This is a genomic window from Sinomonas atrocyanea, assembly GCF_030811715.1.
Lineage (GTDB): Bacteria > Actinomycetota > Actinomycetes > Actinomycetales > Micrococcaceae > Sinomonas > Sinomonas atrocyanea_A.
Genome location: NZ_JAUSRH010000005.1, coordinates 22,852 through 48,862, shown reverse-complemented (window position 1 = coordinate 48,862; position 26,011 = coordinate 22,852). Strand labels below are relative to the sequence as shown.

Genomic DNA, 26,011 nt, shown 5'->3' with positions numbered 1-26,011 from the left:
GTGGTCGCGCAGAGTGATCTGCTGGCGTTCGTGGACGCGAAGCTGGCGTACGAGATCGACGTCGTCGCAGCCGCCGAGGCGCAGGCCGCTGGTACTGCCGTCATTGTCGACACACGCCGGCAATCGTCGTGGGATCAGGGCCACGTTGCCGGCGCCCTGCACCTGCCCAAGGATGCCCTGGTCTTGGACGACGGGCTGGCCAGCCTGCCGTCGGACCGGACCCTCATCGTCTACGGATGGGGGCCCGGCTGCAACGGTGCGACCCACACCGCGCGTCGTCTGCTCGCCGAGGGGTTCAGCGTGCGCGAGCTGATCGGCGGATACGAATACTGGGTCCGCAATGGTTTCCCGGTGGAGCGGGCAGGCGGGGTGGAGAAGGCGGGGCCGGACCCGCTCGTCACCCACGTGTAGGCCGCATTCTCGGATTGTGTGCTGCTAAGCATCGAGTCCCGGGCGGAAGACGATGCCCCGGTCCGACTAGGACCGGGGCATCTGAGTCCGAGGCGAGTCTCTACAGACCGGCTTGGCTGGTTCCGTACTCTGCCTGAGCGGGCGTGAAGCCGTCGAAGACCAGCTGGTCAACCAGTCCAGCGTGGGAGAAGGAAGTGAAATTCAGATAGTCCTTGGCCTTCAGGGCTGCCTGCTTGTTCCAGTCGGCCTTGACCCGATCGACGGCCCATGTCGCGTCCGCGGCCGAGTACTTCTCGAACTCCAACTGCTGAATCAGGCCTGTGCGTGAGAAGGCCGTGTAACCGAGGTAGTCTTCAGCCTTCTGCAGAGCGTTCTGCTGGCTCAGCGTCCCGGCCGCAGCGGCTGCAGCAGCGTCAGCAGCAGCCTTTGCTGCGGCATCGGCTTTGGCCTTGGCTGCGGCCTCCGCATCGGCTTTCGCCTTGGCGTCCGCGTCGGCCTTGGCCTTAGCGGCGGCCTCCGCATCGGCCTTGGCTTTGGCGTCGGCGTCGGCTTTGGCCTTCGCAGAGGCGTCTGCCTCGGCCTTGGCGGACGCCGAGGCCTCCGCAGCTGCGGCAGCAGGATCCCTTGTCGGGGTTGCCGTGGCTGCAGCGGTGGCAGAGGTTTCGGCGGCTGGTGCAGAGGAGGCAGCGGGCGTTGATGTGGAAGTGGACGCAGCCCGGGCAGAGTTGACGATGATGCTCAGCAGGACGAGGGCGGCGGTGACGATTAGGGCCATCCTCTTGTGCTTGTCGTAACCCTCCAGCGGCAGCCCCTGCTTGTCCCGGGTCTTGTTGGCTAGGACGAGGATCAGGTCAATAAGTGCCCAGATGCCGAATCCGCCGAAGGTGATCAATTTGAGGACGCCGGTGCCGATTTTGCCCAAGTAGAACCGGTCCACGCCAAAGACGCCGACGAGGAGGGACAGCAACCAGGTCACAAGGAATGACTTGCTGCTCGGCTGTATCTTCCCGTAGCCGGGACTTGGGGGATAAGGCGCGAGGTTAGGATGGCTCATGAGAGTCCTTTCAGAGGACACCTCACCGACGTGCAATGTGAATCGTGCGGGGTGGGTGCGTCGATGGGCGCTGAGGGAGCAAGGCGTAGAGCACCAAGCCGCAGCGGCGGCGCATTGCGCCAGCCAGTGGTCACAGACATATCCGCTTCCCCCAATAGCGTCACGGGCGTGACTGCCCGCAAACGGAATCATAACCCGGCGGCAGCGATTTAACCGCTTCAGAAAGGCACGCGTAACCGGTCACTCCGTCACTGGCGAATGCGAATGCTGAAGCAGCTACCTTTTCCCATTTGGGCAACCTTGGCGGCGACGAATTGTCAAGAGACTTTTGACCCCTTCGTATGCCGGTCCCGCTCCTTTCACGTTAGTCGACCTGATGATGCCCCCCCGACGTCGTGAGAAATAGTGGTGCGAGGGCCCTCCGAAGGAAGTCATTCCGGAGGGCGCAGGCGCTCCCGGGCCGTGGTTCCTCGGACCAGTTCGTCTCGGCGGGCGGTGACATGCCCGTTCTCGGCGAGATGGGCGGCGCGGCCGCGCTCGTCGTCGAGCTCGTGACGCACCTGTAGAAGGCCCGTGAGCCTCTGGGAAAGATCGCCACGGACTAGGGATATATTTGACCGGTTGTTCTGTTTTCTGACGCCCTTGCTATAATCCGGCCATGGCGAAGAAGACCGACGCGGAGACGCTCTCGAAGCACCTGTACGATGCGCTGCGACGCGACATCCTCGCTGGCCGCTGGACGCCGGGGGCCAAGCTGCAGCTGACGGCCCTCTCGGAGCACTACGACACGAGCAGTACGGTCGTCCGCGAGGCGCTCACGCGACTGGTGGGCAATCGGCTCGTGCTGCTGCGCCCCAACCGGGGATTCTTCGTCCCCGAGCTCTCCCTGGCCGACCTCGAGGACATCACCGAGATGCGGTGCGTCAACGAGGAACTCGCGGCTCGCCTTGCGATCGAACGCGGCACCCTCGACTGGGAGTCCGAGCTCATGGCCGCGCACCATACGCTGGAGCGGACCCAGCGCCGCGAGGCCGAGAACCCGGACGAGCACACCGAGGCATGGAACGAGGCGCATCAAGCCTTCCATGCCAAGCTCGTTGAGGCGTGCGGGGTCCCGGTGCTGATCGACCTCACGCTGGTCCTCTCCGACCTGAGCCAGCTCTACGGGCGTTGGGCGGGGGCTGCAACCCGCTACGCGGATCGGGACATCGAGCAGGAGCACCGCGACATCCTTGCCGCCGCACTGGCGCGCGACCCCCGCCTTACGGCCGCGCTGCTCCGCACCCACTATCAGACGACCATGGCCGCCGTCCGCAGCGCGGGAGAGGTGGGGCTCAAGACGAACTAAATGTGCACTATCGCTGGATAATGCACAATCTTTGCGATAGTGTCTCCTTGAAGCCGGAGTGAGCCGAGCGAAGGAGCACGGATGTCCTGGGGATTGATCAGCGAGATGGGCCACGTGGCCATCCAGACCACCGATCTGAACGCGTCAGTGGCCGATGCCACCGACATTCTGGGATTGCGCGTCACCGAGCGCACCGACGGGGGCGTGTATCTCGCGGCGAACGCCGTGCACCATGAGCTCGTCTACGTCGAGTCGAGCCGGAACGGCATCCACTCACTCGGCCTCATCGCACGCGACGGCGACGCCCTCGCTGAAGTGCGGCGGAGGGCCGCGGCGGAGAACGTCCAGATCCTCTCCAGCCGCCCCCTGAGCGCGGGGGTCGCGGACGGCTTCGCCTTCGTAGGCCCCGAGGGGTGGATCTTCGAGGTCTACACCGGAATGGCGCCCGCGGAGGCAGGGCCCCTCTCGTTCGGCCCCGACCGCTACGGGCACATCAATTTTCACCCGGTCGACGTGCGCGGGATGATGCTGTTCCTCTCCCGGGTGTTCGACTTCCGCCTCTCCGACGTGATCGGCGACGACTTCGCGTATTTCATGCGCTGCAACCCCGATCATCACGGGATAGCCCTCATCAAGGGTCGCGGCACCTTCCACCACCACGCTTGGCAGACCCAGTCAGTCGGGGACCTCGCCAAGCTCGGCGACCGGTTGAACCGGAAGGGCCGCGAGCTGATCTGGGGGCCGGTACGGCACGGTGCGGGCCACAACATCGCCGCCTACTATGTCGAGTCCTCGGGCGCCGTGGTCGAGCTCTACACCGACCTCGAGCAGATCTACGACGACGACCGCGAGCCCGTCGTCTGGGGCCAGGACGAGAACTGGTACAACATGTGGTCCGATCGGCGACCCGACGACTTCCGCACCTTCGGCATCCCGCCCGTCGACCACCACTTCTGACCCCCGGCTCCGGCCACCCCTGCACACCGCACCGATTCGAAAGGCCTTCCATGAACTACGTCTCCTTTACGACCCCCGACGGCGCCGCGACCTGGGGAGTGTCCTTGGACGGCCGGGTCTATGACCTGGGCCCGACGGGTGCGGGCATCGCCCCGGCGCTGAAGGACATCGTCGTCGACGGGCGCTTCGGCGCCCTGACCGAGGAGCAGGCCCGCCAGGCCCCGGCGTACGACGAGGCCGCGGTCACCCTGCTGCCGCCGATCACTGATCCGGCCAAGATCCTCTGCATCGGGGTGAACTACGTCAGCCACCAGGAGGAGACCGGAAAGACGAACCAGAAGGCCCCCACAGTCTTCACGCGCTTCGCGGACTCCCAGATGGGCCACCGCGCCCCGGCCCTCATGCCGGCCTCGACCACGCAGTACGACTACGAGGGCGAGATGGCCCTGGTCGTCTCCAAGGACGCCTACAGAGTGAAGGCCGCGGACGCCTGGGACTACGTGGCTGGCTATGCCGCGTACAACGACTTCTCGGTGCGCGACTGGCAGCTTGCCGCAACCCAGTGGACCCCCGGCAAGAACTTCCCCGGCACGGGTGCCTTCGGCCCCTACCTCGTCCCGGCCGCCGACCTGGGGGACGTGGACCAGCTCAAGCTCGAGACGCGGGTCAACGGCGAGGTGCGGCAGAGCGCCTCCGTGGCAGACCTGTACTTCTCGATCCCGCAGATCATCGAATTCGTCACGGCCTGGACGAAGCTCTCCGCCGGCGACGTGATCGTCACGGGCACCCCCGGCGGAGTGGGCCTCTTCATGGAGCCCAAGGGCTTCCTGTCTGCGGGCGACGTGGTCGAGGTCGAGATCACGGGCCTGGGCACGTTGTCCAACACGGTGACTCTGGACGCCTGAACGCCATGACTGCCCCGATTCCCGTGAGCGAGAGTGTCGACGTTGACGTGGTCGTCCTGGGCGCCGGGCCGACCGGCCTCACCGCAGCCTGCCTGATGGCAGACGCCGGCCTGAGCGTCGCGGTGGTAGAGCAGCACGCCGGCACCGGGGACGAGCCGCGCGCGATCAGCGCGACCGATGAGGCGCTGCGCATCATGCAGCAGCTCGGCGTCCTGCCAGAGCTCGCCCCGGAGACGCTCCTCGGCACCGGTGCGCGGTACACGGGCAGGCGGGGGCAGGTCTTGGCTGATGTCCGCCCGCCGCGCCCCCGCCTCGGCCAGCCTGGCAAGAGCCAATTCGACCAGCCGGTCATGGAGGGCCTGCTGTGGAAGGCCGCAGCGGCGCGGCCCGGAATCCAGCTGCACTTCGCGACCGAGGCCACGGAACTCGTCCAAGCGGATGGCCTCGTCGAGCTCACGGCGGCCCGCCGGGGTCCTCGCAGCGAGGGCTTCCGGGGCGATCTGGCCCAGGACGAGGCCTTCGCGCTGGCATCGGCCGGCAGGAGAGACCACGTCCATCACGCCGGAGCCGAGAGCCTGCCAAACCCGGCCGTCGGCCCACCGACCACCGTGACGTTCCGCTCCCAGTGGCTCCTCGCGTGCGACGGCGGCCGCAGCTTCGCCCGGAAGGCGCTCGGGATCGGGCTCGAGGGCTCGACGCAGGTGGAGAAGTGGATCGTCGTGGACCTGCTCGATGCAGGCGCCGGCGAGCCGTATGCGTCGTTCCACTGCAACGGAACTCGGCCCGCCGTCGTAGTGCCGGGCGTCCACGGGCGACGCCGCTACGAGTTCATGCTCCTGCCCGGCGAGGACGAGGATGCGATGCTCTCGCCCGCGTCGATCCGAGCCCTGGTGGGCGAATACCAAGACGTGGAGCGGCTCAGGGTGCGCCGCGCCGCCGTTTACACGGCACAGCAGCGCGTGGCAGCCCGGTGGCGGCAGGACAGGATCCTCCTCGCGGGCGACGCCGCCCACCTCATGCCGCCCTTCGCGGGCCAAGGCCTCAACGCGGGCCTGCGCGACGCCGCGGCCGCAGCTTGGCGTGTGGCCGAAGCCGTCCACGGACGCGCCGGCGACTCGCTGATGGACTCGTACGAGGCGGAGCGCAAGCCCCACGCAGCAGAAATGGTCCGCTTGTCCAAGCGCATCGGCGCGGTCGTCATGAGCACGAACTCGTTCGTGTGCGTGCTCCGCGACGCCGCCGTGCCCGCGCTCGAAATCCTCCCGCGGCTGAAGACGTGGCTGACGACCATGAAGTTCCTCCGCCAGCCGCGCTACCACGAAGGTCTGGCTGTGCCGGTTGCCCCCGGCACCCCGGCGGCGGCCGCGGATCTGCTCGGACGCGCCCTGCCCCAGCCCGACGTCGTGCCTGCGGCCGGCGGAACGGTGTCCAGGCTCGACGACCTGATCGGGTCCGGGTTCGCATGGATCACCGTCACTGGCCCAGGTGAACTCGCCGTGACACGCCCGGGAGCCGAATCGGTTGCGGTGCGCTCGGTGGCAGGCCCCGTCGACGCGGGCATCCTCGATGCAGCGGTGGGCTACGAGCTGCTGGTGCGTCCGGACCGCTACGTCGCCGCCGTGGTGGCCGCAGGCTCCCGTGAGGAGGCCTACGCCGCTCTCGCGCCCGTGCTGCCGCGGCTCGGAGAGCAGTTCTCCAGCACTGCACTCCTCAGCCCGGCCCAGCCGTGACCGGGCGGGAGCGCGCCGGCATGCGGGCGATTGCGCTCGGCACGGCGGGCGGCCCGCTCTGGCGCGCCGCCGGCCCAGGGGCGCGCCGCGCTGGCATCGCCGCGGCTGTCGTGGTGGACGGCTCCGTCTATCTCATCGACTGCGGTTCAGGCGTTGGCGAGCGGTACGTCCAAGCCGGCCTGCGCTTCCCCGACCTCGCGGGGATCTTCCTGACCCACATGCACTCGGACCACACCATCGATCTGAACTCGGTCATGGTCATGGGCGGCCTCGCGTTCCGCTCCAGGCCCCACTCAGGGGACGTCGGAGATGGTCGAGCTGCTCCTGCGGGCCCAGGACATCGCCCTCCCGGAGGGGCGAGGATACGACCCCGACGAGAACCCGCACCCGCCGATGGAACCGTTCGAGGTCTTCCGCGACGCCAGGGTCACGGCGACCGCGACACTTGTCCAGCACGCGCCCGTGGCGCCGGCGTTCGCCTTCCGTGTCGCATCTCGCTACGGATCGGTGGTCGTCTCCGGGGACACCGGCCCGAGTGCCAACCTTGAGCTCCTCGCCCGCGGCGCCGACGTCCTCTTCCACGAGGCGATCGACCTCGCCGCGGTCGAGGCGATGCATGCAGGCGCGGCCCCGGAGCACGTGGCCGCCTCGATGCGCCACCACCGCCTCGCCCACACGACCCCTGAGGAGGCCGGACAGCTCGCCAAGCGGGCCGGGGTGCGCTTGCTGGGGCTGCACCACCTGGTCCCGCAGGGGGCGTCGCCGGCGACGTGGAGGCGGGCGGCCGAGCACTTCCACGGAGAGCTCCGGGTGCTGGAAGACCTCGACGAGATCGAGGTGGCTTCCAGCCCCCGACGCGCCGTGCCTAGGCGAGGCTGGCGGTCACTGTCTTCAGTTCGGTGTACGCCTCGATGCCCTCCGGGCCGTTCTCGCGGCCCCAGCCCGGCAGCTTGAATCCCCCCGAAGCGCAGGTTGGGGTCCATGCCGGAAGCAGTGTTGACCCTGACATTGCCGGCCCTGACCCGCTCGGCGAACAGGAGGGCCCGGCTCAGATCGCGGGTCCAGACGATCGAGTTGAGCCCGTAGTCGCTGTCGTTCGCGCTGGCCAGGCAGCATCTCGATGCCCTGGCACCGCGAGGTCGACGTCGGCCGGCGAGGCGAGCGTCGTGGTCGCCAGTGGGCGCCGGTTGAGGGGTCCACCACGGTGAAGTCGCCACCGGTGCTGGCCTTGAAGCCGCCGTCGATGAACAGGCCGAGAGGCTCCGCTAGGAGCGGGGGAAGGGCTGGCTGGTGGGCGATTGTCATGGTCGCACTCCTAGAGGCCGCTGCGGCCCCATCGACTGTGACCCTTGCAACACGGTAAGAGCAAGGTTACATTACGTTGAAAGGAATGCATTTTCATTCCGAAGATGCACCAGTTCCTACTCGGGCCTTTTTCCGTTGCCCAGCACCTCGCGGCGCCGCCGCCGGAACACGCAGGAGACCAACTCATGACCACTCGACGTTCTTTCCTCCGGGGCGCCGCAGCCCTCGCCGTCGCCGCGACGGCATCCTTCGGTCTCGCGGCCTGTGGCGGTGACGGCCAGGCAGCTGCACCGGGCGGGACCGCGAAGATCAAGGTGGCCGTCGCCCCGATCCAATTCGAGACCGCGTACATCGCCCAGCAGCAGGGCTACTTCGCCAAGCACGGCCTCGATGTCGAGATCGTTCGCGGCGCCGATCCCGCTGCCCTCCTGGCCCAGGTCGTCTCCGGCGACGTCAACATCGGCATCGGTTCCTGGATCAACGTCGCGACCTCGGCCGCCAAGGGTGTCCCGGTCAAGGTCATCGGGGGCAACGGCATGGTCGACGCAAAGTCCGACAACTCGGGGGTCCTGGTCGCCAAGGATTCACCGGTGAAGAGCCTCAAGGACCTCGCGGGCAAGACGATCGGAGTCGTCGGGGTCAAGACCGGCGGGGACATCCCGGTCCTGCAGGCCCTCGAGGGAGCGGGCGTCGACGTGAACACCGTCAAGGAGGTCGCCGTCCCCTACGCGGGCATGCAGGCAGCCCTCGAGCGCAAGACCGTCGACGCCGTCGTCGCCGCGGACAGCTTCTACCACCAGATCCTTGCGGCCGGCTACGTGAGCATCTCGAACCCCGTGCGCGAGTACCAGGCGAACATGCCGGTGACGGTGTGGACGTCGACGACGCAGTGGCTTGCGCAGAACGCCGCGACGGCGAAGAAGTTCGACGACGCCATGACCGAGGCGGTGGCCTACTACAGCGACCCGAGCCATCTCGACAACGTCCGCAAGGTCTACGCCGATGTGAACCAGGCGGACATCTCCAAGGCGCCCAAGACGTTCGTCCCGGCCGATGTGACGTTCAACGTGAAGGAGGCCCAGGACGGCGTGGACGCCATGAAGCACTTCGGCCTCCTCCAGAAGGCGGTCTCGGTCAAGGACATCCTGTGGGAGCAGGCGCCGCAGCGGGCGTCGGCGGGGAAGTAGCACCCGATGACACTGCTCCGCTCCCGAGACCTCCGGCTCCTCGGCCAGCGCATGCTCGCGGTCGCTCTGCTGCTGGGGGTGTGGCAGGCGGTGGTCGCCGCTGGGCTCCTTCCCTCGATGGTGCCCGCGGTCGGCGCGGTCTGCGCAGCCGTCGCGGCCTCGGTCGTGAGCCCCGCGTTCTGGCAGGCACTGGGAGGGACGCTCCTCGCGGCCCTGGCCGGATGGGTCATCGCCACCCTGGTGGGGGTGGTGCTGGGTCTGCTCATCGGATCGGTGCGCTTCCTCGACCGCTCCACGGCGATCCTCATCGACTTCGGCCGTTCGTTCCCCGTGCTCGCCCTCATGCCCGTTGTCATCATGCTCCTCGGGTCCAATACCCGGATGGAGATCGTGGTGGTCGCCCTCAGCGCGCTGTGGCCGATCCTGATCCAGACGATCTACGGTGCCCGGCGTCAGGAGGCCGCCGTCGCGGACACCGTCGCGGTGTTCCGCATCCCACCGCTGCTCCGTTTCCGCCGGGTCCTCCTCCCGGGCGCGCTGCCGTTCATCGCGACGGGTGTTCGGATCTCCTCGGCCATCTCCATCCTTGTCGCCGTGGGTGTCGAGGTCATCTCCCAGGCCCCCGGCATCGGGCGCCAGATCACCCTCATGCAGCAGAACGCCAGCTGGGACCTCGCCTTCGCGTACCTACTGTTCACCGGTTTCGTCGGGTGGACCCTCGCGGTCATCCTTCAGAAGGTCGAGGGCCACGCACTGACCTGGAAGAGGCAGATCGATGACTAGCACCACGTTCCGCGCCGCCGGTCCCCGTCCCGCTCGCACGACGCCGCGCCGCGCCCGCCGCTCCCGGCCCACCGTGGCCGGGGCGATCGTCCAGCGCGCGTGGCTGATCGTGGTCGTCGCGGCCGCCTGGTGGTTCGCGACGGCCAGGAGCACGAACTTCTTCGTCCCGCCGCTGCAGACGATCCTCGAAGCCCTCGTACGGGATCTCGGCAACGGTGTGATCGCGGCGGGAGCGACCTACTCCCTGGGCAACCTGTTCGGCGGCCTCGCAATCGCAATCGTCGTCGGGATCGCCCTCGGCATACTGCTGGGGGAGGCGAAGTGGCTGGGCGACGTCGTGGACCCGATCATCCACTTCTTCCGCTCGATCCCGCAGGCCGCGCTCGTGCCGCTCATCATCGGCACGTTCGGCATCGGGCAGGGGCCCAAGGTGGGCACCATCGCGTTTGCGTGCATGTGGCCCGTGCTGCTGAACACGATCGACGGCGTGCTCGGCGTCGAGCCCACCGTGCGCAAGTTCGCGCAGGTCTACCGGATCCCGCGCGGGCTCTACTTCCGAAGGGTCGTGCTCCCGGCGGCGCTGCCGCAGATCATGGCCGGCATCCGCGTGGCGCTGCCGATCGGGATCACGGTCATGGTCGTGTCCGAGATGTTCGCCTCAACTGAGGGCCTCGGCTTCTACATCCTCAATTCCTCGGCCACGTTCCAGGTGCCCGAGACCTGGGCGGGTGCGCTCCTCGTCGGCATCGTCGGCTACATCCTCTCGATGCTGTTCGTCCTCATCGAGCGCCGCGTACTGAGCTGGTACCACGCCTCGGGTGCCCAATGAGCACGACGCCGTCCACCTCACCCCGGTCTCAAGCCACTGCAGGAGTTCCCATGACCATTCAGGACCAGCCCGTCCAGGCAGCCCCGGCCCAGGGGGCGGCGCAGCACGCCCCCGCGCGTGGCGGGGACGTGATGACGGTGCGCGGGCTCAGCATGAGCTACGGCGTCGGCGCCTCGCTCAATCCGATCCTTGCCGACCTCGACCTGGACATCGCCGCCGGCGAGTTCGTCTCGATCGTGGGCCCGTCCGGCGTCGGGAAGACGACCCTGCTGCGGTGTCTCTCCGGGCTCCTCCGCCCGCAGTCGGGCACTATCACGGTTTCCGGTGACGTCATCGACGGGCCCCACCCCGACCTCGCGGTCGTGTTCCAGGACTACAGCCGCTCCCTCATGCCGTGGATGACGACGCTCGAGAACGTCGCCTTCCCGCTCCAGGGCAAGGGCATGGGCAAGGCAGAGCGGAACGCTGCCGCGGAGAAGAACCTCACGGCCGTGGGCCTCGCGGGCCAGGGACACAAGTTCCCGTGGGAGATGTCCGGCGGGATGCAGCAGCGCGTCGCGATCGCTCGGGCGCTCGCGTACGAGGCGAAGGTCCTGCTCATGGACGAGCCGTTCGCCTCTGTGGATGCGCAGACCCGGTTCGACCTCGAGGACCTTGTGCTGAACCTCCAGCAGGAGCTCGGCGTGACGGTCCTCCTCGTCACGCACGACATCGACGAGGCCCTCTACCTCGCGGACAAGGTCGTGGTCATCGCCAACAAGCCCGCTACGGTCGTGGACGTGATCGAGACCGGGTTCGGCGACCAGCGCGACCAGCTCGAGACGAAGGCGGACCCCCGATTCGCCGAGGCGCGTGCCCGCATCATGCACCGGCTGCGCAAGGACTGAGCGCCGGGCAGCAAGCTTCTGAGCGGGCGGAGGGGCCGGGTCGGTAGACCCGGCCCCTCTTGGCGCCGAGCGTGCCTACCCCGCCCCCGGTCAGCTCGTGCACCTGCGCGACGGCATCGTCCGCTCCACGACGAGGTGCTCGTGGAAGTCGCGGCCGCGGGCCTGTGCCCCTCCGACTATCTCGTCGCGTCGGTGGACCGGGGGCGGCCGGTGCCGATGGTGGCCGGGCACGAGATGGCCGGGACGGTCATCGAAGTGGGCGGGGGAGTGTGGGACCTCGCGGTCGGCGACCGCGGCCACTGAAGGCGACTTCTGCGGCGTATGCCGCGAGTGCCGGCGCGGGGCACCCTTCCGCTGCCTCGACCCCGGCGTGGCCAGGCGCCGGCCGGTGCCCCCGCCCGTCTCACGCGCGACGGCGAGCCGGTCACCTCGTTCGGAGGCGATCAATGATGCCTACGCGCGGCAGGAGACCGGCGCGATCGCGCGGTCGGTCATCACGTTCTGAGAGGGGAACGCCGGGGCGCGAAAGGGGGCAGGGCGCTGGTCGCGTCCTGCCCCCTTTGCTCTTCAGCCGCTGGGTCAGACGGTGCCGCCGTGCCGGGCGATGACGTCGCGCGCGAGCTTCTTGCCGAACGCCGTATGGGCGGCGAGGGCCTCCTGCGCGGCGTCGACGTCGCGGGCGGCCAGGGCCTCGGTGAGGTCGCGCACATGGCCCGTCTCGAGCTGGCGCGACCACTCCTCGGCCGTGAGCGCCTGTCGCCACACCGTCCCGATGCCGAGGCGGCGGAAGGCGTCCACGAGGGCCGCGGAGCCGGCCACGGCCACGAGCCGGTCGTGGTACGCGACATTGAGGCCGAGGAACACATCGAGGTCACCCGCCTCTTCGGCACGCAGCGCCTCGAGCTCGGAGACAATCCGGCGCAGCTCGGCGACGTCGTCGTCCGTGAGCCGGCCCAGGTGGGAGGCGATGACGCCGGACTCGATGGTCGCGCGGCCATCGTAGGCGGCGTCGGTCGTCTGGGCGGTGATGGGCTGCGGCTCGAGCAGGCCCTCGTCGTTGCGGGACACGAGCCCCTCGGCGGTGAGCTTCACGAGCGCGTTCTGCACCTGCTCGGGCTCGGAGCGGATCGCCTCGCCGATGGCCACCGGGTCCAGGACGGAGCCGAGCGGGGTGCGGCGCCTGAGCACCCAGTCGCGCACGCCGTCGTACGCCTTGACCTCGAGGACCCGCTCGAGGCGGCCCATTGTGCCCCGGTAGTAGGCGAGCGGCTGCCGGTCTGCGGCGCTGGCCTCGGCCACGAGACCGAGGAACACCGTGTGGGTCCCGCCCGTGGCGGTCTCGGCAATCCGGCACTCGATCGTCGCGAGGGCGCCGTCGAGCAGTGGGACTCCGTTCTCGGAGATCGTGTAGCCCACGCCCTCGAACTTGTCGCCGCCCTTGCGGCCGAACTGGAAGGCGAGCGCCGCCTGCTCCTCGGCGAGGATGTTGATGCCGAATACCCCGGCCTCGACCACGCGGTCGTGGGTCGACGACGAGCGGTTGAGGCACGCGAGCATCATGGGCGGGTCCATCGAGAGCGACGAGACGGCTGAGGCCGTAGTGCCGTACGGCTTGCCGTCTACGACGGTGGTGATGACCGTGACGCCGGAGGCGAAGTGCCCGACGACATTGCGGAACACGACGGGATCGACGATGGGGCCTTCGGCGGCGAGGGGCTGGGCGGTCATGGTGTCCTCCTTTGGACAGAACTCATAGGTTCGTGGGGCAACAGGGTCACGGAAGTGTGATCGCGTCGAGGAGCGGCCCGACGCCTGGCGCGTCGGCGAGGCCCAGGGCGAGGCTCAGAGCACGGCGGGCACGGTCCGCGGGAAGGCCCGCGAACTCGGCATTCGCGAGGAACTTCTCCTCGACCTGGGCCGGCGTGAGCGGTGTGCGGTGGCGGTCCCCCAGCGGTGCGTCGACGCGTTCGCGGAACGTCGCACCGCTGTGGGTGAGGACCTCGACCTCGGCGGTGAGGTACTCGCCTGGGTTGAGCGAGGGGACGATCTCGACGGCGGCTGCGGCGGCGCCGAGTGCGGGGTCGGCGGCAGCGAGGAGGTGCTCCGGCCGGACGGTGCCGTGTGCGAGCGCGGCCGCGGCCGTGAAGCGGAGGCTGAACGCGGCGTCGACCTCGGGGGTGCGCCCGGGGGCCCATCCAGCGCCCACGAACCCGGCCGCGGTGCGCGGCGTGACGTGGATGCGGATGCGGGCGGCGTCGGCGAGGCGCACGCCCCGGGCGTGCAGCCGGGCCGCGGCGTCGAGGCTGGGGTGGCTCGCGCGACACGAACTCCACGGCTTGATGACGCGGTCGGCGCAGAACACCTCGCCGAGCCGCTCGAGCATGTGATCGGCCCGCGCCTCCGCGCAGAACCGGTCGAGGAAGCCGAAGCGGCCCGCGAGCGGGTCCTGTTCTCCGCGGTACCCGATAGCCGCGAGCTCGACGGCGGTCACGCCCGCCTGCGCGGCGAACGCCATCGGCAGCCGGAACGCGGGCGCGTGGTCGAAGATCGGGGCCACGGAACCGCCGAGCTGCTGGACCGCAATGCCCCACGCGTCTACCAGCCCGTGCGCGTCGAGCCCGGCGAGGCGCGCGGCCAGGGCCGTCGCCCCGACGCCGTTGACGGTGCCGGTGTTGTCCTGGCCGGAGTAGACGTCGAAGCCGCTGCCGACGGCGAGCCGTGCCGTCACATCGTCTGCGAGCACGAGCGCGTCGAGCAGTTCGGAGCCGCTCGCCCCGCGCCGCTCGGCCTCCGCGAGCGCCACGGGGACCGTGGTCCCGGTGATGTGCGCGGCGACCTCCTGCCCGTTGGGGCCCTCGGCGCTCACGGGCTCGAAGTCGAACGTGCGGGTCAGGATGCTGCCTGCCCACGCCGCGGTGCGCGCGGGCACCCTCACATCGGTGCCGGGGATGCGGGCGTCCGGCCGGCCGCCCCACGACGCAGCGAGCGCCACGAGTTCCGCCGCCCTCGGCGCGCGGTGCCCCGCGAGCGCACAGCCCACCGCGTCCAGGACGCGTAGGACGGCGCGCTCCCTGGCCTCCTGCGAGACGTCGGCCGAGCGCGTGTCCACCACGTGCGAGGCCAGGCGCCCGGTGAGCTCCGCCCGCGCAGCCTTGGGGCCCGGCTCGTCGCCGATGTTCTCGGCATACTGGCGCCCGGTGTCTGCGGGTGCGCTCATCATCGTCTCCTGTCTCTTCCTGAGGTCGGCCGGGTCAGCTCGTCGGTGCAGCTGCCAAGTCGTCCAGCTCGTCGGAGGCCGTCGGGACGGGCGCAATGCCGGCCTCGGCGAACATCGCGGCATACGCGCCGGCCTCGCCCTTGGCCTGTGCCTTCTTGTGGTCGAGGGCGCGTGCGCGGGCTACGGACCCGAGATAGAAGCGCTCGTACAGCTCGATGCGGCTGCCGAGGGCCGAGCCGGCGAAGTCCCAGGCGGTGCGGAAGATCCGGGCGCGCTCCTCGGGGGCGATCCCGTTGGCACCGGGCAGGTACTTGTGCAGGAGCGGGCCGAGGCGCGGGTCCTCGAAGGCGCGGGCGGTCGGGGTCGCGAGGAGATTGTGCGAGCCCATGGCCTTGATGACGTCGTTGACCCGGGCCATCCAGATCGGCATGACGGTGCGCAGCGACGAGATGTCGTCGTGGCAGAAGAATGCCCCGCCGCCCCAGTCGGAGGCGCGGTTCTCGGCGTCGGCCACCACGGAGCGGGCGATGCGCAGGTACGAGTAGATCTCCCCCAGCATCGAGGCCGTCTCGGGCTTGCCCTCGGTGCCGGTGACCTTGGCCATCTGGGTGCACAGGTCGTAGGCGAACTCGAGTTTGACGCACGCGCGGATCGCGGTCTGCTGCTGCGTGTTGCCGGTAGCTGTCGCGGCGTTGATCGCGTTGTACACGCCCAGATCGCCGTCGATGAACACGCGGTCCCACGGGACGAGGACGTCGTCGAAGATGATCACGGCGTCCTGCTCGTCGAAGCGCGAGGAGAACGGCCGGTCCACGATGTCCATGTCCACCCCGTAGTGGTCGCGGCACACGGCCACGACGCCCGGCGTGGCGACGGGGATCGCAAAGGACAGCGCGTACTCCTCGTAGCCCTTCTGGATCGGCACCGCCGGGTAGACGTACAGCTCGTCGGCGATCGGCCCGAGGGTCGCGAGCATCTTGGCGCCGCGGACCACGAGGCCAGCCTCGGTGCGCTCGACGACGCGCAGCGTGAGGTCCTCGTTGATGCCCTGGAGCTCGCCGACGCTCTTGTCGATGGCTGCGTGCACGATCGTATGCGTGAGGGCGAGGTCCTGTTCCTGGACGAGGCGCCAGTAGGCCTCGAGACGTTCAAAGTAGACCGGGTCGCCCGAGCGGTCGTAGATGTCCTTGCGGCTCGCGTGACCGGCGAGCACCACGTTGACGTAGTCGGGGGTGCGGCCGAGCATGCCGTTCGAGTAGCGGGCCAGGCGGTCGAACGCACGGTGGCGGCGCTCGATGTCCTCCGCGGTACGCGGACGCAGGAGGGAGACGTTGTGCTCCTCGCCGGTCTCCGGTTCCACCATGAGGCAGTCGTCCGCGTACTTGTGCTGGTAGTCGAAGTACGCCGCCATGCCAGCGATCGACCCCGCGAATGCCGGGTGGGTCGCGACGTCGATGCGCTGGTCGCCGAGCCACACCTCGCGCGAGTCCGCGAGTCCGGCTCGGTACTGCTCTCCGGTCCGTGCTGCCACGGTGACCTCCTTGTGTCGTGCCCTAGGGCAAGAAAATACATTCTGTGCTAGAGATTACAAACTTGAGTCGAGGGGCGCAAGGGGTCAGGACCCAGAGCTGCAGAATCGGCAAATAATGTTTTTTCGAGCTCACAATGTTCTGCGGTGGGGTGATCTGTGTCATCCTGTGGTGAAACCGATCACCTTTCCCCCGCAGAAGGCACCCCTATGAAGCACTCACCGTCGCGTGCCGAGCGCCCCTCTGACACGCTCAACACCAAGGACCTGCGCCGTATCCTCGCCTCGAGCGCCATCGGCTCGATCATCGAGTACTACGACTTCATCCTGTATGCCACCGCCGCGTCCCTCATCTTCGACAAGGTCTTCTTCTCGAACCTCCCGCCGGCCGTCGGGCTCTTCGCCTCGTTCGGCACGCTCGCGGTCGGCTACGTCGCCCGGCCGCTCGGCGGCGTCGTGTTCGGCCACTTCGGCGACCGCGTGAGCCGCAAGCGCATGCTCGTGATCTCGATGCTCATGATGGGCTTCTCCACGGTCGCCGTAGGCCTCCTCCCCACCCAGGCGAGCATCGGGCTCGCCGCGCCGATCCTCCTCGTGGCCCTGCGCATCATCCAGGGCATCTCTGTGGGCGGCGAGTGGGGCGGTGCGACCCTCATGGCCCTCGAGCACGCCCCCGCCTCCAAGCGCGGCCTCGCGGCCGCGTTCGCCAACTCGGGCGGCCCCGCCGGTGGCCTCGTGGCCACCTTCGTGGTCTCCGGCGTCTCGGCCGTCACGGGGCACGCGTTCCTCGACTGGGGCTGGCGCATCCCGTTCCTGCTCTCTGCCGTGCTGATCTTCATCGGCATGGTCATCCGGCTCCAGGTGGCCGAGTCGCCGGTCTTCCAGCAGCTCGACGCCGAGTCTGTCGAGGCACACCACCGCAAGGCGCTGCCTGTGGTCGAGGTGTTCCGGAAGCACTGGCGCCCGCTGCTCCTCGCGCTCGTCGCATCGCTCGGCTTCTACACCTGCCAGGGCTTCCTGACCTCGTGGGGCGTCTCGGTCGCGTACGAGCAGGGCGTGAATCGCGAGGGCATCCTCAACGTCAAGGGTGTGGCAGCTGTCGTCACGATCGTGGTGTGCTTCGCCGCGGCCCGCCTGAGCGACCGGCTCGGGCGCCGCACTGTGCTCGCCACGGGCGGGATCCTCGGCCTGCTGTGGGTCTACCCCGCACTCGTCCTCATGCACGACGGCACCCTCCTCGGCTTCTCCGTCGCCGTGATCGTGGGCAATGGCGTCGTCCAAGGCCTCCTTGCCGGCCCGATCGGGGCGTACATCTCGGAGCAGTTCCCGGCCGCCGTCCGGTATACGGGTGCCTCGCTCTCGTACCAGACCGCCTCGACGCTCGGCGCCGGCCTCACCCCGATGCTCGCGACCGTCCTGGTCATGGTGGGCGGCGGCTCGTTCGTGCTCGTGGGTGTGGCCTGGGCCGCCATCTTCGTCGCCGGACTCGTCGCGGTCTTCCTGAGCCGCGAGGGTGCGCACCCCGGTGCCGACGGCGAGAGCGCCCAGGGTCGGGCTCCTCGCCGGGCCCCGGAGGGTGCCGCGACCTCGGGCTGAACGTCTCTGCCCCGCCGCGCACGACGCCGCCCCGCGGCCCGTGCGCGCAGGGGACTCGGCGCCGTCGTGCGCTATAAAGACGATTTTTCAGAACATATCATCCTAATTTCGATGGTTTACGAGATGAAGTCTCGCGGCCACGATGGAAGGGATCACCGCGGCGATGCGGCCCGGTGCGCTGAAAGGAACTCTCGATGACCAACTCGCGCGGACACCACATGGTGCTCACCACGTTCATGCTGCCGGCGGGCTACCACAAGGACAGCTGGCGCATGGACGGCAGCCGGGCGGACGAGCTCGCCAACTTCGACTTCGTCGCCGACCTCACCCGCATGGCCGAGGCGGCCAAGCTCGACGCCGTGTTCTTCGGCGACATCGCGCACGCCAACACGGTGATGCGGGGCGACATCAAGATGAACGGCTTCTATGAGCCCATGACGACGCTCGCGGCGCTCGCCGCGGTGACGAACAACATCGGCCTCATCGGCACGATCTCAACCTCGTTCTACGAGCCCTACAACGTCGCACGGCTCCTCGCCGGGCTCGACCACATGTCCGGCGGCCGAGCCGGCTGGAACATCGTCACGAGCTCGGACGGCTTCCAGAACTTCGGCCTCACCGAGGCCCCCGACGGCCCCACCCGCTACCGCCGCGCGACCGAGTTCGTCGAGGTCGTCCAGAAGCTCTGGGACAGCTGGGAGGACGACGCCGTCATCAACGACCGTGAATCGGGCTGGTACGTCGACACGTCCAAGATCCACACCATCGACCACGTCGGCGAGCACTTCCGCGTCCAGGGCCCCCTGCCCGGACCACGCTCGCCGCAGGGCCGGCCGGTGCTCGTCCAGGCTGGCTCGTCCGGACCCGGGGTGGAGCTCGGCACGTCGGTGGCGGACGGCATCTACACGGCCCAGCCGCTCCTGCAGCCGTCCATCGAGTTCTATGCCGACTTCAAGGCCAAGGCCGCCGCGAAGGGGCGCGATCCCGAACTCGTCAAGATCATCCCCGGCATCCTGCCCATCCTGGGCGAGACGCAGGCCGAGGCTGACGAGCTCGCCATGGAGCTCGCGCGCAACATCCACATGGAGAATGGCCGCAAGCAGGTCGGCGCGGACCTCAAGCTCGACCTGTCCTCCCTCGACCTCGACGAGTCCATCCCGGCCGGGTGGTTCACCGAGGACCCCTCCCGCGGCTCGCGCTACCACATCTACCGCCGCAAGAGCGTCGACCAGGGCATGACGCTGCGAGAGCTCATCGTGGATCTGGCCCGCTCGACCGGGCACCAGTGGATGGCCGGCACCCCGGGTGCCGTCGCCGACCGCATGATCGAGTGGTTCGAGGCCCGCGCGTGCGACGGCTTCAACCTCAACGCGCCGTTCAACCCCGGCGGGTTCGCGCTCATCTGCGACACGCTCGTCCCCGAGCTCGCAGAGCGCGGCTACTTCCGGCATGAGTACGAGGGGTCCACGCTCCGCGAGAACCTCGGGCTGCCGTACCCCTCGTCCAGGCGCGAGTCCGCGCTCGCCTGAGTGGGGCCCCGTGCGCTGCTCAGTCCGCGCCGACGGCGCGGTCCGCACCGTCGGAGGGCACGCCGTCGGCCGCCCCGTCACCGGTGAACAGCTCGAGCGCAACGTCGATCCAGGCGCGTGCCCGCACCGAAGGGCGCGTGCTGCGGGGCGCAGCGAGGGCCACCTGCACCGGGCGCGCCAGCGCGCCGCGCACGGACAGTGGCCGCAGCCGCACGCCCAGCTCGGCGTACGGCGCCTCGAGCGCCTTCTGCTGGTACAGGACAGCGGCGCCGCGGCCCACTGCGACGAGCGACCGCACCGTCGCGTAGGAACGGGAGCGGTGCCGGACGGTCGGCACCACTCCCGCCTCGTGGAACAGCTGCAGGACCCGGCTGCCGAGGGGCGGCGAGTCGAAGAGCACGAGCGGCTCCTCGGCGATGTCCGAGAGCCGGACGGTCGCGGACTCGGCGAGCCGGTGCTCCGCAGGCAGGAGGACGTGGGGTGCGGCGGTGGCCAGGGCGACCGTCGTGAGCGCGGGGTCCACCGCGGCGTCGTACACGAACGCGACGTCGAGCGCGCCGGCGAGCAGCCGCTCCTGGACGTCTTCGTGGAAGCCCTCCACGAAGTCCACCTCGACCCCCGGGCACTGCCGGGCGAAGTCGCTCAGCATCGCCGGGATGATCGTGGGCCCGAGGGTGATGTCGCAGCCCACCGTGAGCGGCCCGCGCAGCTGCGAGCGGTCCTCGCGGGAGAGCGCCGCGATCGAGTCGGCGAGCCGGAGCAGGTCCCTGGCCATGCCGAGGACCTCGCGACCTGTGGCCGTGAGGGAGACCCCCTTGGCCCGGCGCTTGACGAGGAGCTCAGAGCCCACGGCGCGTTCGAGCTCGGCGACCGAGGTCGAGATGGCGGACGGCGCCATGTGCAGCCGGCGCGCGGCCTCGGCCAGTGTGCCGGACTCGGCGGCCACGACGAAATGCCACGCCTGCCTCAGCGTGAGGGCGGGCTGCTGCTCGGGGATCACGCGCCCAGCCTAGCGGCCTGCCGTGGTGGCTCCCCGGGCCAGTCGCACAAGAACTAGCGAGAACAACGAAAGAAGCGAACATGTCCAGCCATCCCGCCACAGATCCCCGCGAGGAGTTCCTCCGCCGTGCCGCCGAGATCGTCGGCCCCGACAACGTGGTCCGCCCCGGCGGGGAGGGCGGCTATCTCGACCCCTACCCGCTCAACAGCGGTCGCCCCGCGTGGCCCGGCGTCCGGCCCGGGAGCACCGAGGAGGTCCAGGCTGTCGTGCGCCTCGCCGGCGAGACGGAGACGCCGCTGTGGACGTTCTCCCGGGGCAGGAACCTCGGCTACGGCGGCCCCGAGCCGCGAGACCACGGGATGGTCGCCCTCGACCTCTCCCGGATGAACCGCATCCTCTCAGTGGACGGCAGGCTCGGGTACGCCGTGGTCGAGCCGGGCGTGACGTTCTTCGACCTGTTCGAGTACATCAAGGAGCACGGCCTCGATCTCTGGATGAGCGTCCCCGCCCTCGGCTGGGGCTCGATCTTGGGCAACATGCTCGACCGCGGCTACGGCATGACGCCGCTCGGGGACCACGTCAAGAGCCTCTGTGGGCTCGAGGTCGTGCTGCCCGACGGCGACCTGCTGCGCACCGGCATGGGTGCCATGGGGGACTCAGACCTCGGCCCGATCTTCCAGGGCGGCTTCGGGCCCACGCTGGACGGGCTGTTCACCCAGTCCAACCTCGGCGTCGTCGTCTCCGGCGGCCTGTGGCTGATGCCTGCTCCGCAGGCGTTCGCGAACGGGGACGTCATGGTTGAGCGCGAGGAGGACCTCCCGGCACTCATCGACGTTCTGACGCAGCTGCGCCGCGAGGACATCATCCAGAACAACGCGCTGTGCGGCAACGTGGTCCGCGCCGCGACGATGCGCGGGGCGCGGAAGGACTTCTGGGACGGCGAAGGCTCGATCCCCGACTGGCGGCTCGACGAGATGCGCCGGGAGTTCGGGATCGGGCAGTGGAACGCCAAGTTCGGCCTGTATGGCGACCCGGGCCTCGTGCGCCGGCGCCTCGAGATCGTGCGCGAACGTGTCGCCGCCGCGATCCCGGACGCGGTGGTCGATGCGCGGATCTATGAGGGGGAGGACGGCCGAGCGCTCGAGCACGAGCGCATCGCCGAGGCCGACCGCACCCAGATGGCCGGCGTCCCCACGCTCCGGCCGCTCTCGACCGTCGCGTGGGCGTCGGAGAACGGCGGGCACATCGACGCGGCGCCGATCATCCCGGCGCGCGGCGAGGAGGTCTACGAGTTCTACCAGGAGGCGAAGGCCTTGTACGCCGAGTGCGGCTTCGACCTGTACATCGGCTACCACCTGTACCCGCGCCACATGGTCCACGTGACGATGATCTTCTTCGAGCGCGGCAACGAGGAGATGCTCGCCCGCGCCCGCGAGCTGTATGTGCGGCTCCTCGATGCGGCCCGCGCCCGCGGCTACGCGCCGTACCGCAGCCACGTCGACTACATGGACCGGATCGCCGGCGGATTCGACTTCAACGACCACGCGGCGCTCCGGTTCCAGGAGCTGCTCAAGGACGCCGTGGACCCGAAGGGCATCATTGCCCCCGGCAAGCAGGGCGTGTGGCCGGCCCGGTTCCGGGCGGCCCGCTCGTCTGACGCGACCGCCCCTCTGCTTTCCTCGGCCGGCTGAGGTCGCCGGGGCCCACCGATAGAATGCATTATTAGCACATCATTACATTTTATTGTCTATTATGGATGTGGACGTGACGCTGCTCACCCGGGCGGCCCTTCACACGAGGAGAGCACTGTGACTGAATCGCTGGCACCCGTCGACCTCGCCTGCGAGGTCGACGACCTCTACACGCGCGAGCAGTACACCCCCATCACCGAGGACGACGCGTTCCTCGCCCAAACCGTCAAGTCGGTCGAGCTTCCGGCGCTCATGGTCGCCCTCGCAGCCGCGACCGGGGACTTCGGCATCCTGCGCGACGACCTCCGCCCCCCGCAGCCGCCCGTCGACACCGTCGGCAAGCCCCACGGAGGCATGAGCGAAGAGCAGCAGGCCGAGGCGCGCGAGCTCGCGCTCGCCGCGCTCAAGCGGGTCCGCGATGAGCGCATCACCCGCGTCCGCACCCTCAGCGACGAGGAGGCCGACTCCGTGGTCGACTGGATCACCAACGGCGCCGACGCCGCATACCGCCCACTCCTCAAGCACGACATGGCCCTCGCACCGCAGGCGAACGGCCGCCCGCGGTGGCGCGTCGAGGAGGTCGCGCCGGGCCGGACGTTCTCGGCTGCCGTGATCGGCGCCGGAGTCGCGGGCATGGCCACCGCATACCGGCTCAAGCAGGCCGGGATCGAGGTCACGGTCTTCGAGAAGGGCCACGACGTGGGCGGCACGTGGTGGAAGAACACCTACCCGGGCGTGCGCCTCGACACTCCCAACTACGCGTACTCCTTCTCGTTCGCCCAGCGCGACGACTGGCCGCAGCAGTTCTCCCAGGGCCACGAGATCCACGACTACACGCGCACGGTCGCGGAGCGCGGCGGATTCCTCGACGACATCGTCTATGGGGCGGACGTGGAGTCCATCACCTGGGACGAAGACTCCCGCCAATGGGACGTGCGCGTACTCGTGGGCGGCACCACGACCGTCCACCGGGTCAACGCCGTCTTCACGGCGGTGGGCCAGCTCGACCGGCCCAAGATCCCCGCCACTCCGGGCCGGGAGTCATTCACCGGCGCCCAGATGCACTCGGCGGAATGGAACCACGGAGTCGACATCGAGGGCAAGAGGGTCGCGGTGGTGGGCACAGGAGCCAGCGCCTACCAGATCGTCCCTGCGATCGTGGACCGGGTCGCTTCCCTCACGGTCTTCCAGCGCAGCTCGCCCTGGATGCTGCCCACTCCGATGTACTACGACGACATGCCAGACGCCGTCCTCTGGCTCTCGGACCACCTGCCGCACTTCGGCCAGTGGCTGCGGCTGTGGCAGCACTGGCTCGGCGTCGAGGGGCGCCAGCACACCACGGTGATCGACCCCGAGTGGGCCGGCAGCGACTCGATCTCCGAAGTCCACCACAGGGTTCAGGAGTCGCTTCGCGCGATCCTTGCCGAGCAGTACGCCGGTCGGCCGGACCTCCTCGAGAAAGTCACCCCGGACTACCTGCTCGGCGGCAAGCGCATGCTCCGCGACAACGGCGTCTGGGCGGCCTCCCTCAGGAAGCCCCAGACCACCCTCGTGACCTCCGGGCTCGACCACTTCGTTCCCGAGGGCATCGTGGACGGGGACGGCACGCTGCACCGACTCGACGCCGTCGTCTACGCCACGGGATTCCAGGCCAGCGAGTTCCTCGAGCCGCTGCGCATCACAGGCCGCGGCGGCCGCGATCTCCACGAGTACTGGGGCGGAGACGCGAAGGCCTACCTCGGCATGACCGTGCCCGGCTTCCCCAACTTGTTCATCGTCTCGGGACCCAACACCGGCCACGTGGTCAACGGCAGCCTGTTCTCCATGATCGAGTACGGCCTCGAGTACGCCCTCGACGGCATCCGCCGCGAACTCGAGCAGGGCTGGGCCGCGCTCGACCTGAAGCAGGAGGTGCTCGATGGGTTCTACGAACGCCTCGATGCTGCAAGCGCCACCAAGGCCTGGGGCCACCCGAGCGTCCACACCTGGTACAAGAACAGGTTCGGGCGGGTGTCCCAGATCTGGCCCCTTCCGGTCCTGGAATACTGGAAGCTGACTCGCGAGCTCGACCCGGCCCAGTACGAGCCGATCCCGTGAGCGCCGCGGAAGCGGGGCAGCGGTCCCGCTCTCTGGGTGATCCGCATGGAGCAGGCGGCGTCGTCATCACCCGCTGCCGGTGGGCTCGCCTCGGGACAGCGGACGACGGCGGGCTCTCCCCGCGAGCGGTGCCTGTCCCTCCTGCGCCAGTGGGCACGACCGAGGAGCAGATGGTCTTCCCGCAACAGCCGGGCGGACTCGACTGGCTGCTCGGTCCGGCGGCTTCCCAGGTGCAGCAGGAGGACGACGCGTTCCAAGTGAGCGTGTACGCTCCCGCCGGTGCTGGTCCCGCCGCGCCCGTCGTCGTGTTCCTGCCCGGCGGTGGGTACGTCTCAGGGGGTGCGTCGGTCCGCTGGCACGATGGCTCGGTGCTCGCCGAGGCCGCAGATGCGGTCGTCGTTGTTCCCGCGTACCGGCTCGGCGCCGCAGCGTGCTTCCTGCCTGGCCCCGACGGGACTGTCGCCACCGTGTCCGACGTTCTCGCCGCAGTGGACTGGGCCATCGAGCACGCAGCGCACTTCGGCGGCGACCCGGAGAACGTGACCCTCGCGGGCCAGTCCGCCGGGGCCTGGCTCGCCTTCGCGGCCGCGCAGGATCCCTCGCTGGCCGGACGCATCCGCCGCCTCGCACTCTTCAGCCTTCCCTACCAGCCACCGCCTGGTCCGAACGGCTCAGCTGAGCGCCGCCGGCTGCTCGCGGAAGCCCTCGGCGGCGCCGACCCGGCTGACGCTGACGCCGCCTGCCTCGTGGCCGCCTCGTCCACCATCAACCGTGCGTGGGCCGGCCGCGGTCTCGGGGTCCAGCCTCTGGCCGGGGGTCGGCTCGCCGGCGACGTCCAGGACTGGCGCGCCGCGGTCGGGCGCCTGGGCGACATCCGCGAGGTCCTCCTCTCGACCACCGCCCACGAGGCGCGCGCCTTCATCCCTCCTGGCGCCGCCGAGAAACTGCCCGAGCAGGCCGCCGCAGGGTTCCGCGCCCGGCACTTCAAGAGGCCGGACGATCGGCCATCCGCCAGCAGCGCCTGGGAACGCATGACCTCGGACATGACGGAGTACCAGTTCTCGTCGCCAGCGCGTGAACTGGCAGCAGAGCTGAGGGGGGCCGGTATTCCCGTGCACGTGTCGCGGCTGGACGTCGAGGCGCCCGCGGGAGCAGGCGCCGCCCACTGCTTCGACCTCCCGTTCCTGTTCGGAGACCGCTCGCAGTGGCGTGACGCCCCCATGCTCGCCGGACTCGACGATGCCACCTTCGTCGCGGTCGCTGCGGTCTGGCGTGAGCCGCTCGTGCGGGCGCTGGCAGGAGAGTCCATGACCACCGGCCCGGGGGAGGTCCGCGCCGTCGGGCTCGCCGGCGGCCAGGTGCGCACAGCACGGGTGCCCGATCTCGGGCGCGGTGAGCCCGTCCGGCGGGCGGAGCCGTGAGCAGAACCCTCCTGGAGGAGCTTGCGTAGGCTGAGGCGGCGCGGTGCGCATGGATGGCTGCGCCAGCCCCGGCGCGCTGGGACGAGTTTTTCGATCGGGAGCTCATCTACACGCACTCGACTGGGCGACGGGACACTGCCGAAGGCCTCCGCGGGTACGTCCTGGCCCGGACGGTGCAGTACCGGTCCATGAGCCACCAGCTCGAGAAGGCCTGCTCCCTCGGCGCCGGCACCGCGGCAGGATGGGGGACAGTGCAGCTGGACCTGCGCACCTCCGAAGGGGTCACGCGCTCCATCCAGTCAGCGACGAGCGGCCTCTGGCGCCTGGGGCCGACTGGGAAATGGCGGCTCCTGTCCCTCCACATGACATCCCTGCCCGAGGCCTGAGGTGAGGAAGGACATGGAGCAGACGGGAACCACGGGCAGTCTGCACGTCCACGTGCCAGACGCCGGTCCCGTGGGGGCCGGATGAGCCAGGCAGCCCTTCCAGTCTGGGCCGTCAGACGCGTCGAGACCATTCTCTTGAAAGAGGCCCCT

22 protein-coding genes and 2 pseudogenes are annotated in these 26,011 nt (G+C 69.4%); 18 read left to right on the top strand and 6 right to left on the bottom strand.

Going from position 1 to position 26,011, the window contains the following annotated elements; all coding sequences use genetic code 11:
* The gene (locus J2W21_RS09675; RefSeq protein ID WP_307114302.1) at window positions 1-411 is read left to right on the top strand and encodes a rhodanese-like domain-containing protein; all 411 of its coding nucleotides are present in this window, start codon (window positions 1-3) and stop codon (window positions 409-411) included.
* Window positions 412-511: 100 nt separating this feature from the next.
* Here the strand turns inward: J2W21_RS09675 and J2W21_RS09670 are convergent, their stop codons facing one another.
* Window positions 512-1,387, bottom strand: a complete 876-nt coding sequence (locus J2W21_RS09670) for an Ltp family lipoprotein (protein ID WP_444965508.1) — start codon at window positions 1,385-1,387, stop codon at window positions 512-514.
* Between the two features lie 736 nt (window positions 1,388-2,123).
* Between J2W21_RS09670 and J2W21_RS09665 the strand changes: the two genes are divergently transcribed.
* From J2W21_RS09665 to J2W21_RS09645, 6 genes and pseudogenes are all read left to right on the top strand, one after another.
* The gene (locus J2W21_RS09665) at window positions 2,124-2,813 is read left to right on the top strand and encodes a GntR family transcriptional regulator (RefSeq protein WP_307114300.1); all 690 of its coding nucleotides are present in this window, start codon (window positions 2,124-2,126) and stop codon (window positions 2,811-2,813) included.
* Window positions 2,814-2,894: 81 nt separating this feature from the next.
* The gene (locus tag J2W21_RS09660) at window positions 2,895-3,770 is read left to right on the top strand and encodes a VOC family protein (RefSeq protein WP_307114299.1); all 876 of its coding nucleotides are present in this window, start codon (window positions 2,895-2,897) and stop codon (window positions 3,768-3,770) included.
* Between the two features lie 50 nt (window positions 3,771-3,820).
* Window positions 3,821-4,675, top strand: a complete 855-nt coding sequence (locus tag J2W21_RS09655) for a fumarylacetoacetate hydrolase family protein (RefSeq protein WP_307114298.1) — start codon at window positions 3,821-3,823, stop codon at window positions 4,673-4,675.
* Window positions 4,676-4,680: 5 nt separating this feature from the next.
* A complete protein-coding gene (locus tag J2W21_RS09650; protein WP_307114297.1) occupies window positions 4,681-6,405 on the top strand; it encodes an FAD-dependent monooxygenase in 1,725 nt (574 codons plus the stop codon).
* A gap of 20 nt (window positions 6,406-6,425) precedes the next feature.
* Window positions 6,426-6,641, top strand: a pseudogene (locus tag J2W21_RS19805) (MBL fold metallo-hydrolase); the annotation flags it as partial.
* A gap of 73 nt (window positions 6,642-6,714) precedes the next feature.
* Window positions 6,715-7,359, top strand: coding sequence for an MBL fold metallo-hydrolase (locus J2W21_RS09645; RefSeq protein ID WP_307114296.1), 645 nt, complete (start codon window positions 6,715-6,717; stop codon window positions 7,357-7,359).
* Window positions 7,360-7,370: 11 nt separating this feature from the next.
* Here the strand turns inward: J2W21_RS09645 and J2W21_RS19800 are convergent.
* Window positions 7,371-7,622, bottom strand: a pseudogene (locus J2W21_RS19800) (aldehyde dehydrogenase family protein); the annotation flags it as partial.
* Between the two features lie 273 nt (window positions 7,623-7,895).
* On the opposite strand from J2W21_RS19800, the gene J2W21_RS09640 reads away from it, so the two are divergent.
* From J2W21_RS09640 to J2W21_RS09620, 5 genes are all read left to right on the top strand, one after another.
* Window positions 7,896-8,897, top strand: coding sequence for an ABC transporter substrate-binding protein (locus J2W21_RS09640; protein ID WP_307114295.1), 1,002 nt, complete (start codon window positions 7,896-7,898; stop codon window positions 8,895-8,897).
* A gap of 6 nt (window positions 8,898-8,903) precedes the next feature.
* The gene (locus tag J2W21_RS09635) at window positions 8,904-9,680 is read left to right on the top strand and encodes an ABC transporter permease (protein ID WP_307114294.1); all 777 of its coding nucleotides are present in this window, start codon (window positions 8,904-8,906) and stop codon (window positions 9,678-9,680) included.
* Window positions 9,673-10,509: an ABC transporter permease gene (locus J2W21_RS09630; RefSeq protein ID WP_307114293.1), complete on the top strand. Its 837-nt coding sequence runs from the start codon at window positions 9,673-9,675 to the stop codon at window positions 10,507-10,509. Before J2W21_RS09635 ends, J2W21_RS09630 begins: the two co-directional genes overlap by 8 nt.
* Before the next feature lie 50 nt (window positions 10,510-10,559).
* Window positions 10,560-11,396 (top strand): ABC transporter ATP-binding protein, encoded by an 837-nt coding sequence (locus tag J2W21_RS09625; protein WP_307114292.1) that lies wholly within the window; start codon window positions 10,560-10,562, stop codon window positions 11,394-11,396.
* Window positions 11,397-11,537: 141 nt separating this feature from the next.
* Entirely contained in the window at window positions 11,538-11,699 is a 162-nt protein-coding gene (locus J2W21_RS09620) for an alcohol dehydrogenase catalytic domain-containing protein (protein WP_307114291.1), read from the top strand.
* A gap of 276 nt (window positions 11,700-11,975) precedes the next feature.
* Here the strand turns inward: J2W21_RS09620 and J2W21_RS09615 are convergent, their stop codons facing one another.
* From J2W21_RS09615 to J2W21_RS09605, 3 genes are read right to left on the bottom strand one after another with little or no spacing between them, the layout of a single operon-like run.
* Window positions 11,976-13,124, bottom strand: a complete 1,149-nt coding sequence (locus tag J2W21_RS09615; RefSeq protein ID WP_307114290.1) for a flavin reductase — start codon at window positions 13,122-13,124, stop codon at window positions 11,976-11,978.
* A 46-nt stretch (window positions 13,125-13,170) separates the two neighbouring features.
* Entirely contained in the window at window positions 13,171-14,613 is a 1,443-nt protein-coding gene (locus tag J2W21_RS09610; protein ID WP_307114289.1) for an MmgE/PrpD family protein, read from the bottom strand.
* 34 nt (window positions 14,614-14,647) lie between these two features.
* Window positions 14,648-16,144 (bottom strand): 4-hydroxyphenylacetate 3-hydroxylase N-terminal domain-containing protein, encoded by a 1,497-nt coding sequence (locus tag J2W21_RS09605; protein WP_307114288.1) that lies wholly within the window; start codon window positions 16,142-16,144, stop codon window positions 14,648-14,650.
* A gap of 207 nt (window positions 16,145-16,351) precedes the next feature.
* Between J2W21_RS09605 and J2W21_RS09600 the strand changes: the two genes are divergently transcribed.
* Together J2W21_RS09600 and J2W21_RS09595 are read left to right on the top strand one after the other, a co-directional pair.
* Window positions 16,352-17,737, top strand: a complete 1,386-nt coding sequence (locus J2W21_RS09600) for an MFS transporter (RefSeq protein ID WP_307114287.1) — start codon at window positions 16,352-16,354, stop codon at window positions 17,735-17,737.
* A 194-nt stretch (window positions 17,738-17,931) separates the two neighbouring features.
* Complete coding sequence (locus J2W21_RS09595; RefSeq protein WP_307114286.1) at window positions 17,932-19,266, top strand: NtaA/DmoA family FMN-dependent monooxygenase; 1,335 nt, start codon at window positions 17,932-17,934, stop codon at window positions 19,264-19,266.
* A 19-nt stretch (window positions 19,267-19,285) separates the two neighbouring features.
* Here the strand turns inward: J2W21_RS09595 and J2W21_RS09590 are convergent, their stop codons facing one another.
* Window positions 19,286-20,266: a LysR family transcriptional regulator gene (locus J2W21_RS09590; protein WP_307114285.1), complete on the bottom strand. Its 981-nt coding sequence runs from the start codon at window positions 20,264-20,266 to the stop codon at window positions 19,286-19,288.
* A gap of 80 nt (window positions 20,267-20,346) precedes the next feature.
* Here J2W21_RS09590 and J2W21_RS09585 point away from each other — a divergent pair, with 80 nt between their 5' ends.
* The 4 genes from J2W21_RS09585 to J2W21_RS09570 all read left to right on the top strand — a co-directional run bounded on the left by J2W21_RS09585 (window position 20,347) and on the right by J2W21_RS09570 (window position 25,861).
* Window positions 20,347-21,957: an FAD-binding oxidoreductase gene (locus J2W21_RS09585; protein WP_307114284.1), complete on the top strand. Its 1,611-nt coding sequence runs from the start codon at window positions 20,347-20,349 to the stop codon at window positions 21,955-21,957.
* Between the two features lie 117 nt (window positions 21,958-22,074).
* A complete protein-coding gene (locus tag J2W21_RS09580) occupies window positions 22,075-24,054 on the top strand; it encodes a flavin-containing monooxygenase (RefSeq protein ID WP_307114283.1) in 1,980 nt (659 codons plus the stop codon).
* A gap of 149 nt (window positions 24,055-24,203) precedes the next feature.
* A complete protein-coding gene (locus J2W21_RS09575) occupies window positions 24,204-25,475 on the top strand; it encodes a carboxylesterase family protein (protein ID WP_307114282.1) in 1,272 nt (423 codons plus the stop codon).
* Window positions 25,476-25,528: 53 nt separating this feature from the next.
* A complete protein-coding gene (locus J2W21_RS09570) occupies window positions 25,529-25,861 on the top strand; it encodes a hypothetical protein (protein WP_307114281.1) in 333 nt (110 codons plus the stop codon).
* Window positions 25,862-26,011: the final 150 nt, after the last annotated feature.

What these genes read in the sequence shown, in the direction of transcription:
- J2W21_RS09665 (WP_307114300.1), top strand. Translation starts at nt 2,124, where the DNA reads ATGGCGAAGAAGACCGACGCGGAGACGCTCTCGAAGCACCTGTACGAT.
- J2W21_RS09660 (WP_307114299.1), top strand. Translation starts at nt 2,895, where the DNA reads ATGTCCTGGGGATTGATCAGCGAGATGGGCCACGTGGCCATCCAGACC.
- J2W21_RS09655 (WP_307114298.1), top strand. Translation starts at nt 3,821, where the DNA reads ATGAACTACGTCTCCTTTACGACCCCCGACGGCGCCGCGACCTGGGGA.
- J2W21_RS09650 (WP_307114297.1), top strand. Translation starts at nt 4,681, where the DNA reads ATGACTGCCCCGATTCCCGTGAGCGAGAGTGTCGACGTTGACGTGGTC.
- J2W21_RS09645 (WP_307114296.1), top strand. Translation starts at nt 6,715, where the DNA reads ATGGTCGAGCTGCTCCTGCGGGCCCAGGACATCGCCCTCCCGGAGGGG.
- J2W21_RS09640 (WP_307114295.1), top strand. Translation starts at nt 7,896, where the DNA reads ATGACCACTCGACGTTCTTTCCTCCGGGGCGCCGCAGCCCTCGCCGTC.
- J2W21_RS09635 (WP_307114294.1), top strand. Translation starts at nt 8,904, where the DNA reads ATGACACTGCTCCGCTCCCGAGACCTCCGGCTCCTCGGCCAGCGCATG.
- J2W21_RS09630 (WP_307114293.1), top strand. Translation starts at nt 9,673, where the DNA reads ATGACTAGCACCACGTTCCGCGCCGCCGGTCCCCGTCCCGCTCGCACG.
- J2W21_RS09625 (WP_307114292.1), top strand. Translation starts at nt 10,560, where the DNA reads ATGACCATTCAGGACCAGCCCGTCCAGGCAGCCCCGGCCCAGGGGGCG.
- J2W21_RS09615 (WP_307114290.1), bottom strand. Translation starts at nt 13,124, where the DNA reads ATGACCGCCCAGCCCCTCGCCGCCGAAGGCCCCATCGTCGATCCCGTC.
- J2W21_RS09610 (WP_307114289.1), bottom strand. Translation starts at nt 14,613, where the DNA reads ATGAGCGCACCCGCAGACACCGGGCGCCAGTATGCCGAGAACATCGGC.
- J2W21_RS09600 (WP_307114287.1), top strand. Translation starts at nt 16,352, where the DNA reads ATGAAGCACTCACCGTCGCGTGCCGAGCGCCCCTCTGACACGCTCAAC.
- J2W21_RS09595 (WP_307114286.1), top strand. Translation starts at nt 17,932, where the DNA reads ATGACCAACTCGCGCGGACACCACATGGTGCTCACCACGTTCATGCTG.
- J2W21_RS09585 (WP_307114284.1), top strand. Translation starts at nt 20,347, where the DNA reads ATGTCCAGCCATCCCGCCACAGATCCCCGCGAGGAGTTCCTCCGCCGT.
- J2W21_RS09570 (WP_307114281.1), top strand. Translation starts at nt 25,529, where the DNA reads ATGGCTGCGCCAGCCCCGGCGCGCTGGGACGAGTTTTTCGATCGGGAG.